This window comes from Pseudomonas turukhanskensis (genome assembly GCF_027922365.1).
Taxonomy (GTDB): Bacteria; Pseudomonadota; Gammaproteobacteria; order Pseudomonadales; family Pseudomonadaceae; genus Aquipseudomonas; species Aquipseudomonas turukhanskensis.
In genome coordinates, this window is the sequence record NZ_BSFN01000025.1 from 18,305 (window position 1) to 35,319 (window position 17,015).

The window sequence follows — 17,015 nt, forward strand, 5'->3', positions numbered from 1 at the left end:
GCAGGCGATGCGCTGGCCTCGTGCATCCGGCGTTTGTGCTGCTGGCGTTGTTGCTGCTGGGGGTCGGGCCACCCGTGCGTGCGGCTGAAGGGGCCAGACCCATTCCCGGGCCATTGCGCGATGCCCTGGCCGCCGCCGATGCCGCGGCACCCACAAACAACGCGCTAATGCCTGCTGCGCCACAGGCCGCAGCTGACCCGGTAAAACCGGCCAGTGCCATGCCCTGGCCACTGCGAGATGCCTTGGCGGCGGTGCCGGTACCGGCTTCAGCGCCGACCTTGCCAGGCGCTGTGACACCGGCCGATACCGTTCCCGCCGCCCGAATGCAGGCGCCGGGTGCCGCGCAGCCCGAGCCGGCCCCGGCTACCGCGCCCGACGTGGCGGCAACAGCGGGTGAGTACACCCTTTTTCTGGAGTTGGTGGTGAATGAATTGCCCAGCGACCGTGTGGCCCAGGTGACTGTTCGTGGTGAGCGCTACTTCGTCAGCAGCGAAGACTTGCTTGCGGTCGGCGTACGCCTGCCCGACGGCGCCAGCGGCGGGTTGGCCCTGGATACCATCACCGGGCTGCAATTTTCCTACGACCAGGAACTGCAGCGCCTGAAACTGGTGCTGCCCAGCGACTGGCTACCCGACCAGCAACTGGGCGAGCGCTCGGTGTATGCCGCGGTGCCGGCGCAAAGCTCGTTCGGCCTGCTGTTCAACTACGACGCCTACTACAACGACACCGAAGAGGGCAGTCACTACCTCAGTGGTTTTCTCGAGCAGCGCGTGTTCGGCAGCGCCGGCGTTGTAGGCAACACCGGCGTGTACCGCCACAGCTTCAATGACCTGGGTGCCGACCAGGACGGCTACATGCGCTATGACACCTACTGGCGCTACAACAATCAGGAAACCATGACCCGCTATATCGCCGGCGACCTGATTACTGGCGCTCTCACCTGGAACAGCGCCGTGCGCCTGGGCGGTGTGCAGGTGTCACGCAACTTTGCCCTGCGCCCGGACCTGATCACCTACCCCTTGCCGCGCTTTACCGGCGAAGCGGCGGTGCCCACCTCGGTGGACCTGTTTATCAACAACGCCAAGGTCAGCAGCGACCAGATCAACCCCGGCCCCTACACCGTCAGCAACGTGCCCTATATCAGCGGAGCGGGTAACGCCACCGTGGTCACCACCGATGCGCTGGGCCGTCAGGTGGCCACCGATGTGCCGTTTTACGTGACCAACTCCCTGCTGCAAAAAGACCTGTACGACTACTCACTGTCGGTGGGCAAGATTCGCGAGGACTACGGCCAGGAAAATTTCTCCTACGGCACGCCGGTCAGCAGCGGCACCTTCCGCTACGGCCTGACTGATTACTTCACTGCCGAAACCCACGCCGAAGTGGGCGAAGAACTGCGCCTGGGCGGCGTCGGGGCCACCATCGGCCTGGGCAACGCCGGCACCCTCAGCACCTCGGTTGCGCAAAGCCAGTACGAGGGCAAGAAAGGCCTGCAAACCAACGTCGGCTACAGCTATTACTCGAACACCTTTGGCTTTGGCGCCCAGCATGTGCAACGCAACGAAAAGTTTGTCGACGTCAGCATGCTCAGCGCCCTTGAGCTTGGCCGCGACGAACTGAGCCTGGCCAAAACCACCGACCAGGTGACCTTTTCCTTCAGCCCCGGCGATATCGGCAACGTGGGCATCGGCTACTTCGCCAGTGAAACCATGGACGGCCAGCGCACCCGCCTGGTCAACCTGTCGTTCTCGCGCAGCCTGTGGGGCAACAGCAGTATGTACGTGGCGATGAACCGCGACCTGGATGGCGAGGGCTATTCAGCGGTGCTGCAACTGATCGTTCCATTCGATGTGCGCTCCACCTTCAGCGCCAGTGTGGAGCGCGATACCCAGGGCCAGTTTCGCGAACGGGTCAACTTTGGTCGCACCGCGCCCACCAGCGGCGGCGTGGGCTACAACCTCGGCTACGCCACGGGCGACAGCACCTACGAACAGGCCGACGTCACCTGGCGCACGCCCTATGCCCAGGTACAAGGTGGGGTGTACCGCGATAACGGGCGGCTGACCCAGTGGGGCGATGTCACCGGTTCGTTGATCGCCATGGACGGCGATGTGTTTCCCGGCAACCGCGTGGATGACGCTTTCGTACTGATCAGCACTAACGGCGTTAGTGATGTGCCGGTGAGCTTCGAACATCAGTTGATGGGCAACACCAACAGCAACGGCCATCTGCTGGTGCCCTCGGTACCGTCTTACTACGGCGGCCAATACGAGATCGACCCGCTTGGCCTGCCGGCGAACATGCGCGTCCCCCAGGTTGAAAACAAAATTGCGGTGCACCAGGGCAGCGGCGCCTTGCTCAGTTTCGACCTGCGGCGCGTGGTGGCCGCCAGCATTGTGTTGATCGATTCACGCGGCGAAGTGATCCCGCGTGGCAGCGAGGTGACGGTTGAAGGCACCCACCTGCGTGCCTTCGTCGGCTGGGACGGCCTGGTGTATTTCGAAGGCTTGCAGGCGCAAAACCAGCTGCGTGTAACCCGGCCTGATGGCCAGCAATGCGGGGCGGCGTTTGCCCTGGCCAATACCAATGAAGAAGTGAGTCTGGTCGGTCCGTTGACCTGCCGGTGATCCTCTGGGAGTGCAACATGGATGGAATACAGCAGCGTATGAAACGGATCTGGGCGCAGGCTCGACGCGGCTTGTTGTGTCTGCTGCTGGTGGGCAGCGGCGGCGTGGCGCACGCCGCGTGTGTCACCTCCGCCACCAATGTCAGCCTTGGCACCGTCAGCTCGCTGGCGCTGCAAACCACCACCATGGGGAACTACGGCGCTTCGGGTATCAGTTGCACCGGCGGGCTGTCCTTGCTATCGGGGTCGTATGTAAGGCTGATGCTCAACACCGCCAGTTTGAACCTGACCAATGGCGGCTACTCGATTCCCTACACCGTCAGCACTACCCAGGGCGGCGCACCCTTGCAAAACGGTGTGACCGGCACGGCGACTGGCCTGACCGTGCTGTCGCTGGGCGGGGGCAGCAACGGCATCGCCCTGTATTTCACCGTGCCGATGGGCCCCAACGTGCAGGCCGGCACCTACACCGGCACGGTGAGTTTCCGTTGGTATTACGCCATCTGCGACGCCGGCGTGCTCGGGGCATGCGCCTGGAGCCGTTCGCCAGGGCTAGTGCAAGGGTGCGTCACGGTAGTGGTGGAACTCTGTAGTGACCCTACCAACTGGGGCACGGGTGTACTGACCAGTGCCACGCTGACGCTGGTGGTGACCAAGTCCTGCCTGATCAACACCGCCACGCTCGACGTCGATTTCGGCAGTAAAGCGTTGGTCAATCAGTTCACCAAGTTCACCCAGACCGTCAATGTCACCTGCACCAACAACGAGGGTTACAGCGTCAGTTTCGACAACGGTGGGAACTACTCGGCACCCTGGCGCCAGATGGCCAGCGGCGCCAACCGCATGCGTTACAACCTCTACCAGCCCAATACCACGGTGATCTGGAACGCCACGCAGCCCATGGCGTTTCTGGGAACGGGGTTGGGGCAGAGCTTCACCTTTGATGCGGCGGTGGATGCGACGCAGAACAATGTCCCAGCGGGGGCGTATCAAGACAACGTGATCATGACGCTGAGCTATTGAGTTCTTCGTTTGCAGGATTCGAGGCTGAAGCCTCTCCTACAACGGCTCACCGTACCTTGCAGGAGAAGCTCCAGCCTCGATGCGCTTGAGCCCGACCCCGTATACTCCGCCGCTCCCCTCGCGCTGGAGTTAACCGATGAGCCTGGCCCCGATCCGTCACTGGGTGTTCGATATGGATGGCACCCTGACCATCGCCGTGCATGACTTCGCGGCCATTCGCCGTGAACTGGAGATTCCCGCCGAAGACGACATTCTTCATCACCTGGCGGCATTGCCTGCCGAAGTGGCCGCGGCCAAACATGCCTGGCTGATGGAGCATGAGCGCGAGCTGGCGGTGAATGCGCAAGCAGCGCCGGGGGCTATCGAGCTGGTGCGTGAGCTGCACGGGCGCGGCCACCAGTTGGGCATTCTGACCCGCAATGCGCACTCACTGGCGCTGCTGACGTTGGAGGCGATTGGCCTGGGCGACTGTTTTGCCACGGTGGATATTCTCGGCCGCGACGAAGCGCCACCCAAGCCGCACCCTGGCGGGTTGTTGCACCTGGCCGAGCAATGGCAGGTGGCGCCGAGTGAGATGGTGATGGTGGGGGATTACCGCTTTGACCTGGACAGTGGCCGCGCGGCGGGCACGCATACGGTGCTGGTGAATGTGCCAGAAAATCTGTGGCCGGAGCTGGCCGATTGGTATGCCGAGGATTGTCTGGCGCTGTTGCAGTTGAGCCGCGGGTAACGACTATCTCCCCCCCAAACACCCCGTCATCCCAGCGAAGGCTGGGATCCAGAATGTTGGATGGGGTTCGATTCGCGACCCACTGCAAAAATCTGGATCCCAGCCTGCGCTGGGATGACGGTGTCAGCTTTGAGGTTGTGCTTTAAAACAAGAATTACCGCTGCGCCTTGGTATGCCGAGGACTGCCTGGCGTTGTTGCGGTTGAGCCGCGGGTAACGACTATCTCCCCCCAACACCCCGTCATCCCAGCAAGGCTGGGATCCAGAATGTTGGATGGAGCTCAATTCGCGACCCACTGCAAAAATCTGGATCCCAGCCTGCGCTGGGATGACGGTGATAGGGGCGATAGGTAGTGGTTTAAAACAAGAATTACCGCTGCGCCTTGGTATGCCGAGGACTGCCTGGCGTTGTTGCGGTTGAGCCGCGGGTAACGACTATCTCCCCCCAAACACCCCGTCATCCCAGCGAAGGCTGGGATCCAGAATGTTGGATGGAGCTCAATTCGCGATCCACTGCAAAAATCTGGATCCCAGCCTGCGCTGGGATGACGGTGGTAGGGGCGGGAAGTAGTGGTTTAAAAAAAGAAATACCGCTGCGCCTTGGTATGCCGAGGACTGCCTGGCATTGTTGCGGTTGAGCCGCGGGTAACGACTATCTCCCCCAACACCCCGTCATCCCAGCGAAGGCTGGGATCCAGAATATTGGATGGAGCTCGATTTGCGACCCACAGCAAAAACCTGGATCCCAGTCTGCGCTGGGATGACGGTGGTAAGGGCGGGAAGTAGTGGTTTAAAACAAGAAATACCGCTGCGCCTTGGTATGCCGAGGACTGCCTGGCATTGTTGCGGTTGAGCCGCCGGTAACGACTATCTCCCCCAACACCCCGTCATCCCAGCGAAGGCTGGGATCCAGAATGTTGGATGGAGCTCGATTTGCGACCCACTGCAAAAACCTGGATCCCAGTCTGCGCTGGGATGACGGTGGTAAGGGCGGGAAGTAGTGGTTTAAAACAAGAAATACCGCTGCGCCGTGGTATGCCGAGGACTGCCTGGCGTTGTTGCGGTTGAGCCGCGGGTAACGACTATCTCCCCCAACACCCCGTCATCCCAGCCTGCGCTGGGATGACGTTGGTAGGGTGGTTTAAAACAGAAAATACCGCTGCGCCATCGGCAGTTCATCGGCCGCTTCACACCACAGCAATTGCCCGTCGGCTTTCACCTGATAGGTCTGCGGGTCCACGTCGATCTGCGGGGTGTAGTCGTTGTGGATCAAGTCGCTCTTCTGCACGGTGCGGCAACCTTTCACTACGCCAATCAGCTTCTTCAAGCCCAATTGCTCAGGCACGCCGAGGTCCATCGCTGCCTGGCTGATAAAGGTCAAGCTGGTGGCGTGCAGCAATCCGCCGTAGCTGCCGAACATGGGGCGGTAGTGCACCGGTTGTGGTGTGGGAATCGACGCGTTGGCATCGCCCATGAGGCTTGCGGCAATCGCGCCGCCTTTGAGAATCAGGGTCGGTTTTACGCCGAAAAACGCTGGGCGCCACAGCACAAGGTCCGCAAATTTGCCCACTTCAATCGAGCCCACTTCATGGCTGATGCCATGGGTGATGGCCGGGTTAATGGTGTACTTGGCGATATAGCGTTTGACCCGGAAGTTGTCGTTGCCAACGCCATCACCGGGCAGCGCGCCGCGTTGTTTTTTCATCTTGTCGGCGGTCTGCCAGCAGCGCGTGATCACCTCGCCAACCCGGCCCATGGCCTGGCTGTCGGAGCTGATCATGGAGAAGGCGCCGAGGTCATGCAGGATGTCTTCGGCGGCGATGGTCTCGCGGCGAATGCGGCTTTCGGCGAAGGCCACGTCTTCGGCAATGCTGGGGTCCAGGTGATGGCAAACCATCAGCATGTCCAGGTGTTCGTCGATGGTGTTGCGGGTGAACGGCCGGGTCGGGTTGGTGGAACTGGGCAGCACGTTGGGCAGGCTGCAGGCCTTGATGATGTCCGGCGCGTGGCCGCCACCGGCACCCTCGGTGTGGTAGGTGTGGATGGTGCGACCCTTGAAGGCGCCCAGGGTGGTTTCGACAAACCCGGATTCGTTGAGGGTGTCGGTGTGAATGGCCACCTGCACGTCGTACTGGTCGGCCACGCTCAGGCAGTTGTCGATGGCCGCAGGCGTGGTGCCCCAGTCTTCATGCAACTTCAGGCCAATGGCGCCGGCTTTGACCTGCTCGATCAATGGCTCCGGCAGGCTGACGTTGCCCTTGCCGGTAAAACCGATGTTCATCGGGAAAGCATCGGCGGCCTGTAGCATGCGCGCCATGTGCCACGGCCCCGGCGTTACGGTGGTGGCGTACGTTCCGGTGGCAGGGCCGGTGCCGCCACCAATCATGGTGGTGGTGCCGCTCATAAGCGCTTCTTCGATCTGCTGCGGGCAGATGAAGTGGATATGGGTGTCGATGCCGCCGGCGGTGAGAATCATGCCTTCGCCGGCGATCACTTCGGTGGCACCGCCGATGGCGATGGTCACGTCCGGTTGAATGTCCGGGTTGCCGGCTTTGCCGATGGCGGCGATGCGGCCGCCCTTGAGGCCGACGTCGGCTTTGACGATGCCCCAGTGGTCGATGATCAGCGCGTTGGTGATCACGGTGTCGACCACATCGGCTGCGCACAGTTGGCTCTGGCCCATGCCGTCACGAATCACTTTGCCGCCGCCGAATTTCACTTCGTCGCCGTAGACGGTGAAATCTTTCTCCACCTCGATCCACAGTTCGGTATCGGCCAGGCGCACCTTATCGCCGACGGTGGGGCCGAACATATCGGCGTAGGCTTGTCTGCTGATTTTCATAATCGGTTTCCCAGAAGTGCTTCTGCGTAATCTCTTGCCCTCACCCCCAGCCCCTCTCGCACAAGTGGGCGAAGGGAGCCAAGCGGCGTTCGTACCTCCAACGCCCCCTCTCCCGCTTGCGGGAGAGGGCTGGGGTGAGGGGCTCTTTTAAAGATCGCCCATCACCCGCCCGGCGAAGCCGAACACCCGGCGCCCACCTGCCAGCTCCACCAGTTCCACATCACGCGACTGCCCCGGCTCAAAGCGCACGGCGGTGCCGGCCGGAATATTCAGGCGCATGCCACGGGCCACGGCACGGTCGAAGGCGAGGGCGTCGTTGGTTTCGAAAAAGTGAAAGTGCGAGCCCACCTGAATCGGGCGGTCGCCGCTGTTGGCGACGTTCACCGTGGCGGTGCGCCGCCCCACGTTGAGTTCGATGTCGCCGGGCTGGATCTGGTATTCACCGGGAATCATGGCGCGCTCCTTTCAGGGGTCAGGATCAGTTGCATAAAGGTCAGGTCCAGCCAGCGTCCGAACTTGCGGCCCACCTGCGGCATCTGCCCGGTGGTGATAAAGCCCAGGCGCTCATGCAGGCGAATCGAGGCCGCGTTGCCGCTTTCGATGGCCGCCACCATCACGTGTTTGCCACCCGCTTTGCAGCGCTCGATAAGAGCGCGCATCAGCAATGGGCCGACGCCCTTGCCGCGCTGGTCACTGCGCACATACACCGAGTGCTCGACGGTGTTGCAGAAACCGTCGAACGGCCGCCAGTCGCCATAGGAGGCGTAGCCCACCACCGCATTGGCTTCATCGACGACCACCAGGATCGGGTAGCCCTGCTGGGCGCGGGCGGCGAACCAGGCCTCGCGGTTGGCAAGATCGACCACTGCGTCCATCCAGATGGCGGTGGTGTTGAGGACTGCGTCATTGAAGATGTCGCGGATGGCGGGCAGGTCGGCCGGGACGGCGTCGCGAATAATCATGGGCTCTCTTCTTTTTCTCAGGCGATGGGCTGGTGCACGGTTACCAGTTTGGTGCCATCGGGAAACGTCGCTTCAATCTGGATTTCCGGAATCATTTCCGCGATGCCTTCCATCACTTGTTCACGGGTAAGCAGGGTGGTGCCGAAATGCATCAGCTCGGCCACGGTGCGGCCATCGCGCGCGCCTTCGAGCAGCGCGGCGGAAATATAGGCCATGGCCTCGGGGTAGTTAAGTTTCACCCCCCGCGCCAGACGGCGCTCGGCCACCAGGCCGGCGGTGAATATCAGCAGCTTGTCTTTTTCGCGTGGGCTCAGGTCCATCGGTCAGGTACTCCAGATTCGCGGCGGTACGGCAGCGCGGCCCAGCAGGGCAGGGCGCAGCACACGCCAGAGGTCGATCAGCCAGGCCCGCGCATGCAGCGCCTCGACAGCGAGGCACCGTGCAACCACCAGGCCCGGCAATTGGCTGAGGTCACCGCGCACCCGGGCATGGGGTCCGGCGCAGAGTTCGCGGCAGTGTTCGAGTAACTCGGGGGCCAGGTCGCCGGTAATCAACAACGTGGCAAACACCGGGTTGCCGGCCAGCCCAATGGGCGAGTCGAGCAGGCCGTCGCCACCGACCACGCGTTGGCGTTCATGCCAGAGCAGCTTACCGTCGCGGCGGATATCCAGGTGGGCCTGAAAGTGGCCCTTGTCGAAGCGCTCGCCGGCAGCGGGGCGGCCGAGGGCGACCATGTCCCAGTACAGCAGGTTGGCATCGCCCTGCAGTTCGATACGGGTAGTGAGTTCGGCCTGGGCGGCGGCGTACACAATGGTTTCCTGCGGCAGCCATTCCAGGGTGGCGCCGGCTGCAACCTGTACATCGAGCTGCTGATACGCCGGGCCGGCGGCGCGGTACCACTTGGCCGCACCGGGGCTGGTGAGCTGCGCCCAAGCCTGCTCCTGCACCTGCACGCTGATATTCAAACGGTCGCCGCCAGCAATGCCGCCCGGCGGGTGCACGATGATGTGCTGACACACCTCCGGGCCCTCGGCATACAAGTGCTTCTGCACCCGCAGCGGGCCCTGGTGGCGACGCATTACCGGGCGCGTGCTATCGCCCTGACGGGCATAGGCCAGCTCCAGCTCGGCGTACCAGTTGGGGGTGAACAGGGCAGGGGGCAACGGTGCGTTCATCAGCTTCTTGGTTAATTCGGACTGTTGCAGGCTAGAGCAATAGCCGTGCCTTTTGCGCCGAAGTAGTGCGATGAAAGGCTGGAGGTGGCGAGCGCGGGGAATTTGTTGGCGTATTGATCAGGTTTTTGCTGGGTCGCTGCTACAGGGCGTGTGCGCGCTTTTGGTGCGCCGCAAGGTCTATGGGCTGAAATGGTGCGTAGTGCTGCTGATGCTAATCGAGGCTGGCTCAACCACTGCTCCCAACTGGCTCTCTCGCCACGCTCGGTCTCAATCCTACAGTCAGCCCTCCACCATCAGGGGCGCCTGACATGTTGTTGATTCTGGCCTTTGCCGCCGGCCTGCTGCGCGGTTACAGCGGCTTTGGTTTTTCCATGGTGCTGGCGCTGGGCTTGCTCACTGTCAGCCCGCCGGCTCTGGCCATTCCGGTGGTGTTGCTGCTGGACCTGGTGTGCAGCGTCAGCCTCTGGCCAGGCGCGCGCAAAACCTTTGATGCCGGCGTGGGCCTGCGCTTGCTGGCCGGCATGCTGTTGGCGGTGCCGGTAGGCTCGCTGGCCTTGGCACGGTTGCCGGAACAGTGGATGGCGCCGGTGGTGGCGCTGATGTGCTTGCTGGGCGGCGTGCTGGTGCTGTTCCGTCAGCCAGTTGCGGGCCGCCCGATGGCGACGAAGTGGGCCATGCCGGCGGGCTTTGTTTCCGGCTTGGTGACGGCCATGGCGTCAGCCGGAGGACCGCCCGTCGTGGTGTATCTGCTGCGCAGTGGCCTGTCACCCGCCAGCGTGCGCGGCACCGCCATCGTATTTTTTGCCGTGAGCGATGTACTGGCCCTGGCGAGTTTGTGGTGGTTGCAGGTGCTGAGCCTGGCACACCTGCAACTGGCTGCCAGCCTGCTGGTGCCGGCGTTATTGGGCAATGTGGCAGGGCAGTTATTGTTCCGCCGCAAGCCCATGTCGTTGCACCTGTTGATTGGTGGTGTGCTGGTGTTGCTCTCGGCAGCCACGTTGGCCAAAACGCTGTTGTAGCTATCAGCAGCGCTGCATATTTTTTGTATACAAAAGTCAGCGTTCCTGGTTACATTATTTGCGCGCCTACGACACCGGTAATCGCCGGTGTGTATTGCGTTGGTCTCAAGCCATGCAACATGCCGTGCTGCTCGAACCCCCTGAGCGTCTTCTGCGAACGTCGCTCCACGTCAATCAGGCTCGCCAGAGCCCGCGTCCCAGCGACGAACTCCGCATGACCCAAACCGCTCGTTGAAATTGGCCTCCAAGGGGGAGCCTTACCCATGCCCAAGACTTTATTGGTCAAGAACGCTGAACTGTTAGTGACCATGGACGGCGAACGCCGCGAGATTCGTCGCGGTGGCCTGTATATCGAAGACAATTTGATCAAGCAGGTCGGCCCCAGCGACACGCTGCCGGCCACCGCCGATGTGGTGCTGGACATGACCGGCAAGGTGGTCATTCCCGGCCTGGTCAATACCCACCACCATATGTACCAGAGCCTCACCCGCGTGGTGCCGGCCGCGCAGGATGGTGAGCTGTTCAACTGGCTGGAAAATCTGTACCCGATATGGGCGCGCCTGACGCCGGAAATGATCGCGGTGTCCACCCAGACCGCCATGGCCGAGCTGATTCTCTCCGGCTGCACCACCTCCAGCGACCACCTGTACATTTACCCCAACGGCTGCAAGCTGGACGACAGCATCCACGCCGCCGGCGAGATCGGCATGCGCTTTCACGCCGCCCGCGGCAGCATGAGTGTCGGCCGCAGCCAGGGCGGCCTGCCGCCAGACTCGGTGGTAGAGAAAGAAAGCGACATCCTCAAAGAATCCCAGCGCCTGATCGAGGACTACCACGACGCCAGCCATGGCTCGATGCTGCGCGTAGTCGTGGCGCCGTGCTCACCGTTTTCGGTCAGCCGTGACCTGATGCGTGAAGCCGCCGTGCTGGCGCGCCAATACGGGGTGTCGCTGCACACGCACCTGGCCGAGAACGTCAACGACATCGCCTACAGCCGCGAAAAATTCGGCATGACGCCTGCCGAATATGCCGAAGACCTCGGCTGGGTGGGGCACGATGTGTGGCACGCCCACTGTGTGCAACTCGACCAGCACGGCATCGAGCTGTTCGCCCGCACCGGTACCGGCGTTGCCCACTGTCCGTGCTCGAACATGCGCCTGGCCTCCGGCATCGCGCCAATCCGCAAAATGCGTGACCACGGCGTGCCGGTAGGGTTGGGCGTTGACGGTTCGGCCTCCAACGACGGCGCCAGCATGATCGGCGAAGTGCGCCAGGCCTTGCTGCTGCAGCGCGTGGGGTTCGGCCCGGATGCCATGACCGCCCGCGAGGCGCTGGAAATCGCCACCCTGGGCGGCGCCAAGGTGCTCAACCGCAACGACATCGGCGCCTTGGCGCCGGGCATGATCGCCGACTTCGTGGCCTTCGACATGAGCCACGTAAGTTACGCCGGCGCTCACCACGACCCGCTCGCGGCCCTGGTGTTCTGCACCCCTACCCAAGTTCATACCAGCGTGATCAACGGCCGTGTGGTCGTTCAGGACGGTCGCATTACCACCGTCGATTTGCCGCTGGTGCTGGAACGTCATAACCAACTGGCCCGCCAACTGGTGACCGGCGAGTAATACCCCCGGCCGTTGTTCCGAGCCTTGGGTGCGGCGGCCGGAAAACCCAGGCAACACAGAACTCATCGACTGCTGTTAGACGCATAAAAACGACAAAAGCGAGCTACCTACCATGACTTCTCCTGCTACATCTCGTCCCGAAGACGAAAACCTCGGTATCGGCGCCAACCTGGCGTATGGCCTGCAACACGTTCTGACCATGTATGGCGGCATCATTGCCGTGCCCCTTATCGTCGGTCAGGCGGCTGGCCTTGCGCCTGCCGAAATCGGCCTGCTGATTGCCGCCTCGCTGTTTGCCGGCGGCCTGGCCACGTTGCTACAGACCCTGGGTTTACCCTTCTTCGGCTGTCGCCTGCCGTTGGTTCAGGGTGTGTCGTTCTCGGGCGTTGCCACCATGATCGCCATTCTTGGCAGCAACGGTGCGGGTGGTTTGCCTGTGGTGTTCGGTGCAGTAATTGCAGCGTCGGTGATCGGTCTGCTGATCACGCCGGTGTTCTCTCGCATCATCAAATACTTCCCACCACTGGTGAACGGCATCGTCATCACCACCATCGGCCTGACCCTGATGCCCGTCGCGGCACGCTGGGCCATGGGCGGCAACAGCCAGGCGCCGGACTTTGGCAGCGTGGCCAATATCGGCCTGGCGGCGCTCACCCTGGCCTTGGTGCTGCTGCTGAGCAAGCTGGGTAGCGCGAGCATTTCGCGGTTGTCGATTCTGCTGTCGATCGTCATCGGCACCCTGATCGCGACCGCCACCGGCATGGCCGATTTCTCCCGTGTGCTGGAGGGGCCCATTGTTGCCCTGCCGGGTTTGCTGCACTTCGGCATGCCGCAATTTCAGCTTGCGGCCATTCTGTCGATGCTGATCGTGATAGTGGTGACCATGGTGGAAACCTCGGCCGACATTCTGGCCGTGGGCGAAATCATCGACACCAAGGTCGACTCCAAACGCCTGGGCAACGGCCTGCGCGCCGACATGATCTCCAGTGCCTTGGCGCCGCTGTTCGGCTCATTCACCCAGAGTGCGTTCGCCCAGAACGTGGGCCTGGTTGCGGTAACCGGCGTGAAGAGCCGTTACGTGGTGGCCACCGGTGGTCTGATTCTGGTGACCCTCGGCTTGTTGCCGGTAATGGGGCGCCTGGTCGCTGCCGTGCCGACTGCGGTACTCGGTGGTGCTGGCCTGGTGCTGTTCGGCACCGTTGCAGCCAGCGGCATTCGCACCCTGGCGCAGGTGGACTACCGCAACAACATGAACCTGATCATCGTCGCCACCTCGATCGGCTTCGGCATGATCCCGATTGCGGCACCGACCTTCTACCACCAGTTCCCGAGCTGGTTCGAAACCATCTTCCACTCCGGCATCAGTTCGGCGGCGATCATGGCCATCCTGCTGAACCTGCTGTTTAACCACCTACGCGCCGGCAACTCCGATCAGCAATCGGTGTTCGTAGCCGCGAGCGACCGCACCGTGCGCTACCGCGATATTGCCTGCCTCAACGACGGCGACTTTGTCCGCGATGGCAAGCTGTTCGACTGCGACGGCAAGGAAGTGCCGATAGTGGAGGCCGATGAACACCATGGGCCGGGTGCGACGTTGAACCAGAAGCGTACAGAGCACGCGCACTGATAGTCGGATCAACGGCCCCTCTCCCCCGGCCCCTCTCCCGCGAAGCGGGCGAGGGGTGACGTAGGGCGACGACCTCACTTGGTCAGCCCCCTCTCCCGCTTGCGGGAGAGGGCTGGGGTGAGGGGCCGTAGATTGTGATCCACCGTTTTTGATCTACCCGCCCCTTGAGCGCAGGCCGAGCAGAGTCGTTGCGTAAGGGGTCGTAGCGGCCGGGAGCCGCGGAGAGTCCTGAGGGCCATGGATGGCCCTTCAGGACGGCCCCTGGAGCGACGACGTAGCGAGGGGAGTCGGAGCGCAGCGTAGACCCAAGGTGGGGGCTAGACCTTTTGCTTACTTTTAGGGCGATGCTAAAAGTAAGTCGCGCGTAAGGCGCGAAACAAAACGTTCAGCGCACGCGATCAAAAAACCACCGCAATCCCAAAAGCCAACAGCTGGTGCGCAGAGCACACCCTACAAAAGCATCGTGCGTAAGCGCGAGATCACTTATCCCGATCTACCGCAAAAGCCGACCATGCCTGCCGGCTCGGCATAATCTCCAACCGGTTGATATTGATGTGATCCGGCAGATTCGCCACATAGAAAATCTGCTCAGCAATATCTTCCGCACTCAACGGCGTAGTGGTGCCATACATGGCATCGGACGCCGCCTGATTGCCCTTGGTACGCACCAGGGTAAATTCGGTTTCAGCCATGCCCGGCGCAATGTCGGTCACCCGCACGCCGGTGGCAATCAAATCGCACCGCAGGTTGTAACTGAACTGCTTCACGAACGCCTTGCTGGCCCCATACACATGGCCACCCGGATACGGCCATTCACCGGCCACCGAGCCGATATTGACGATGCTCGCGCCCTTGCCGGTTTCCAGCAATTTTGGCAGCACCGCGTGGGTGACGTTGACCAGCCCGGTGATATTGGTATCGATCATGGTGTGCCAGTCTTCCAGCGCCACTTTCTGCGCCGGCTCCGGGGCCAGGGCCAGGCCGGCGTTGTTGATCAGGCTGCGCACGTGGCGAAAGCCTTCCGGCAGGTCATCGACCATTTTCTGCACAGCGGCCGCATCACGTACGTCCAGCACAGCGATATGCACAGGCACCTTGGCCGCCAGCTCTTTCTGCAGCTCGATCAGGCGCTCCTCGCGGCGCCCGCTCAACACCAGCGACCAGCCCGCTTCGGCAAAACGCCGTGCTGTGGCGCGGCCAAAACCCGATGTTGCCCCTGTGATAAATACCACCTTGCTCATGTTTACCTCGTCTTCACGGCGACTTGATGGAGCGGTCAGTTCGACAGCTCGAGAAATTTGCGCACCCGCTCGGTTTCCGGGTTGCTGAAGAATTTGTCCGGGGCCGATTTTTCGATGATCAGGCCTTTTTCCAGAAACACCACCTGGTCGGACACAGCACGGGCGAATTCCATTTCGTGGGTGACCACGATCATGGTGTAGCCCTCGCTCGACAGATTCTTCATCACCTGCAGCACTTCACCGACCCGCTCGGGGTCCAGCGCTGAGGTGGGTTCGTCGAACAATATCACTTCCGGGCTCATGGCCAGCGCGCGGGCAATGGCCACACGCTGCTTCTGCCCGCCCGACAGGGTAAAGGGATAGGCGTCTTTGCGCTCGCTCATGCCAACCTTTTCCAGCAACTGCTCGGCGATGGCGCGGGCCTGATCCTTGGCCATGCCTTTTACGTAGATCGGCGCTTCCATTACGTTCTGGATCACCGTCAGGTGCGGCCACAGATTGAAGCCCTGGAACACCATGCCGGTCTTGGCGCGCAGGGTGGCCAGCTCTTTGTTGTTCATCTTGCGCCCGGCGGCCTCGTTCACGCCGATGCGCTCGCCGGCGATATGAATGCTGCCGCGGTCCGGTACTTCCAGCCAGTTGATGCAACGCAGCATGGTGGATTTACCCGAGCCGCTGGAACCCAGCACGCTGACCACTTCGCCTTTTTTCACTTCCAGATCGATATCGCGCAACACCTCGATATCGCCAAAGCTCTTGGACATGCGCTTGATGCTGACTGCCAGCGCAGCGTTTGAATCAGACATAGTCAAAACCTCGTTTGGCGCCGAAGCGGCCGGCCCATTTGAGTGCCAGTTCCAGGCAGATGCTGATCAGCCAATACAGGATGATCACCAGCACGAAGGCCTGGGTGGGAATGAAGTAAGTGGACTGCGCCGAGTTGGCGGCGGCGGTCAGTTCCTGCACGGTGATGATGGTCAGGAAGGCGGTGTCCTTGAGGGCGATGATGAGTTGGTTGCCGAGCAGCGGCCGGGTCTTGATCACCAGTTGCGGCAGAATAATGCGCCAGAACAGCCGCCCCGGCGTAAAGCCATGGGCCAGGGCTGCTTCCACCAAACCGGCTGGCATTACCAGGCGGCTGCCACGCAGAATCTCGGCAAAGTAGGCCGCGTGGTAAATGATCAGGCTGATAAAACCGGCGGTCCAGGCGTCCATGCGCACGCCCAACTGCGGCAGCCCGTAATAGAGCAAGTAAGCCAGGATCAGAAACGGCAAGGTGCGCATCAGGTTTATCAGGGTGCGAATCACCCAGGAAAAACGGTCGCCTGCTTCCAGCCGGTACACCGCCAGGCAACCCAGCACAAACGCGCACAGCGTCGACAATACAAACAGCACCAGGGTGCCGATCAGGCCGTTGATAAAGGTCTCGCGGGCTTCCCACAAAATCGTCCATTCAGTCATGGTGTGTCGCCCTTACATGGCCAGTCGGTTGGCTTTCTTTTCCGCCATTGCCTGCAGCTTGAGCAACACGCTGATGATCAGCATATACAGCAAGGCAGCGCACAGAATCGGCGGCAACGGCTCGTAGGTGACGGCGGAAATCCGGTTGGTCACCCGGGTCAGATCGACGATGCCGATCACCGCGATGGCCGGGCTGCCCTTGATCAGAAACGACATCTCATTGACCAGGCCCGGCAGGCTGCTGGTGATCATTTGCGGCAGCATGATGCGGCGGAAAAACACCCCGCCGGTCATGCCGCAGGCCAGCGCCGCTTCGCGCTGATCGCGGGAAAAACTGAGAAAGGCCGCGCGCCAGATTTCGGCATTGAAGGCGGCGGTGTTCAACGTCATGGCCACGATGGCGGCGGTGTTGCGGTTCATGTTGATGCCAAACATCGGCGCCGACAAAAACAGGAACAACACAAAGGTCACCAGCGGCGTGGCGCGGGCCAGGCTGATGTACAGAACCAGAATCTGGTCAACGAAAGGGATCTTGGCCATGCGCACCAGTGCGACGCCAAGGCCCAGCACAACGCCGATGGAAATGGCGATGCCGCAGAGCCACAAGGTGGTCCAGGCGCCTTCCAACAGCAACAACCAGGCTTGACCGTTCATGCCTCGGCTCCTTATTTGAAAACGGGATTAATGC

The 17,015-nt window shown here is 61.9% G+C and carries 15 protein-coding genes; 6 read left to right on the forward strand and 9 right to left on the reverse strand.

The features are described from left to right. The first annotated feature begins 323 nt into the window (after positions 1-323). The 3 genes from PKE98_RS24285 (at position 324) to PKE98_RS24295 (ending at position 4,379) form a co-directional block, all read left to right on the forward strand. Complete coding sequence (locus PKE98_RS24285) at positions 324-2,627, forward strand: fimbria/pilus outer membrane usher protein (RefSeq protein WP_373877914.1); 2,304 nt, start codon at positions 324-326, stop codon at positions 2,625-2,627. Between the two features lie 38 nt (positions 2,628-2,665). Beyond that, entirely contained in the window at positions 2,666-3,649 is a 984-nt protein-coding gene (locus tag PKE98_RS24290; RefSeq protein ID WP_271198012.1) for a Csu type fimbrial protein, read from the forward strand. Between the two features lie 136 nt (positions 3,650-3,785). Next, complete coding sequence (locus tag PKE98_RS24295; protein ID WP_271198013.1) at positions 3,786-4,379, forward strand: HAD family hydrolase; 594 nt, start codon at positions 3,786-3,788, stop codon at positions 4,377-4,379. Between the two features lie 1,140 nt (positions 4,380-5,519). Here the strand turns inward: PKE98_RS24295 and ureC are convergent. The 5 genes from ureC to PKE98_RS24320 form a co-directional block, all read right to left on the reverse strand. Continuing rightward, complete coding sequence (gene ureC / locus PKE98_RS24300) at positions 5,520-7,220, reverse strand: urease subunit alpha (RefSeq protein ID WP_271198014.1); 1,701 nt, start codon at positions 7,218-7,220, stop codon at positions 5,520-5,522. 147 nt (positions 7,221-7,367) lie between these two features. Continuing rightward, positions 7,368-7,673 carry an urease subunit beta gene (locus PKE98_RS24305; protein WP_271198015.1) on the reverse strand — a complete coding sequence of 102 codons (306 nt, stop codon included), beginning with the start codon at positions 7,671-7,673 and terminating at the stop codon, positions 7,368-7,370. Further along, on the reverse strand, positions 7,670-8,182 hold the full coding sequence (locus tag PKE98_RS24310; protein WP_271198016.1) for a GNAT family N-acetyltransferase: 513 nt from the start codon (positions 8,180-8,182) through the stop codon (positions 7,670-7,672). The genes PKE98_RS24305 and PKE98_RS24310 overlap by 4 nt, the downstream gene beginning before the upstream one ends. Before the next feature lie 17 nt (positions 8,183-8,199). Continuing rightward, positions 8,200-8,502, reverse strand: coding sequence for an urease subunit gamma (gene ureA, locus PKE98_RS24315; protein WP_271198017.1), 303 nt, complete (start codon positions 8,500-8,502; stop codon positions 8,200-8,202). A gap of 3 nt (positions 8,503-8,505) precedes the next feature. Beyond that, complete coding sequence (locus PKE98_RS24320; RefSeq protein WP_271198018.1) at positions 8,506-9,357, reverse strand: urease accessory protein UreD; 852 nt, start codon at positions 9,355-9,357, stop codon at positions 8,506-8,508. Positions 9,358-9,665: 308 nt separating this feature from the next. On the opposite strand from PKE98_RS24320, the gene PKE98_RS24325 reads away from it, so the two are divergent. From PKE98_RS24325 to PKE98_RS24335, 3 genes are all read left to right on the forward strand, one after another. Further along, positions 9,666-10,376, forward strand: a complete 711-nt coding sequence (locus PKE98_RS24325) for a sulfite exporter TauE/SafE family protein (RefSeq protein ID WP_271198019.1) — start codon at positions 9,666-9,668, stop codon at positions 10,374-10,376. Positions 10,377-10,639: 263 nt separating this feature from the next. After that, positions 10,640-11,998, forward strand: a complete 1,359-nt coding sequence (locus PKE98_RS24330) for an 8-oxoguanine deaminase (protein ID WP_271198020.1) — start codon at positions 10,640-10,642, stop codon at positions 11,996-11,998. Between the two features lie 112 nt (positions 11,999-12,110). Continuing rightward, complete coding sequence (locus PKE98_RS24335) at positions 12,111-13,625, forward strand: nucleobase:cation symporter-2 family protein (RefSeq protein ID WP_271198021.1); 1,515 nt, start codon at positions 12,111-12,113, stop codon at positions 13,623-13,625. A 479-nt stretch (positions 13,626-14,104) separates the two neighbouring features. On the opposite strand, the gene PKE98_RS24340 is transcribed toward PKE98_RS24335, so the two are convergent. Genes PKE98_RS24340 through PKE98_RS24355 form a run of 4 tightly spaced genes read right to left on the reverse strand, consistent with a single transcriptional unit; the run spans position 14,105 to position 16,981 of the window. Next, positions 14,105-14,866, reverse strand: coding sequence for an SDR family NAD(P)-dependent oxidoreductase (locus tag PKE98_RS24340; protein WP_271198022.1), 762 nt, complete (start codon positions 14,864-14,866; stop codon positions 14,105-14,107). Between the two features lie 35 nt (positions 14,867-14,901). After that, positions 14,902-15,672, reverse strand: coding sequence for an amino acid ABC transporter ATP-binding protein (locus tag PKE98_RS24345; protein ID WP_271198023.1), 771 nt, complete (start codon positions 15,670-15,672; stop codon positions 14,902-14,904). After that, positions 15,665-16,327 (reverse strand): amino acid ABC transporter permease, encoded by a 663-nt coding sequence (locus PKE98_RS24350; RefSeq protein ID WP_271198024.1) that lies wholly within the window; start codon positions 16,325-16,327, stop codon positions 15,665-15,667. Before PKE98_RS24350 ends, PKE98_RS24345 begins: the two co-directional genes overlap by 8 nt. A 12-nt stretch (positions 16,328-16,339) precedes the next feature. Continuing rightward, a complete protein-coding gene (locus PKE98_RS24355) occupies positions 16,340-16,981 on the reverse strand; it encodes an amino acid ABC transporter permease (protein ID WP_271198025.1) in 642 nt (213 codons plus the stop codon). Positions 16,982-17,015: the final 34 nt, after the last annotated feature.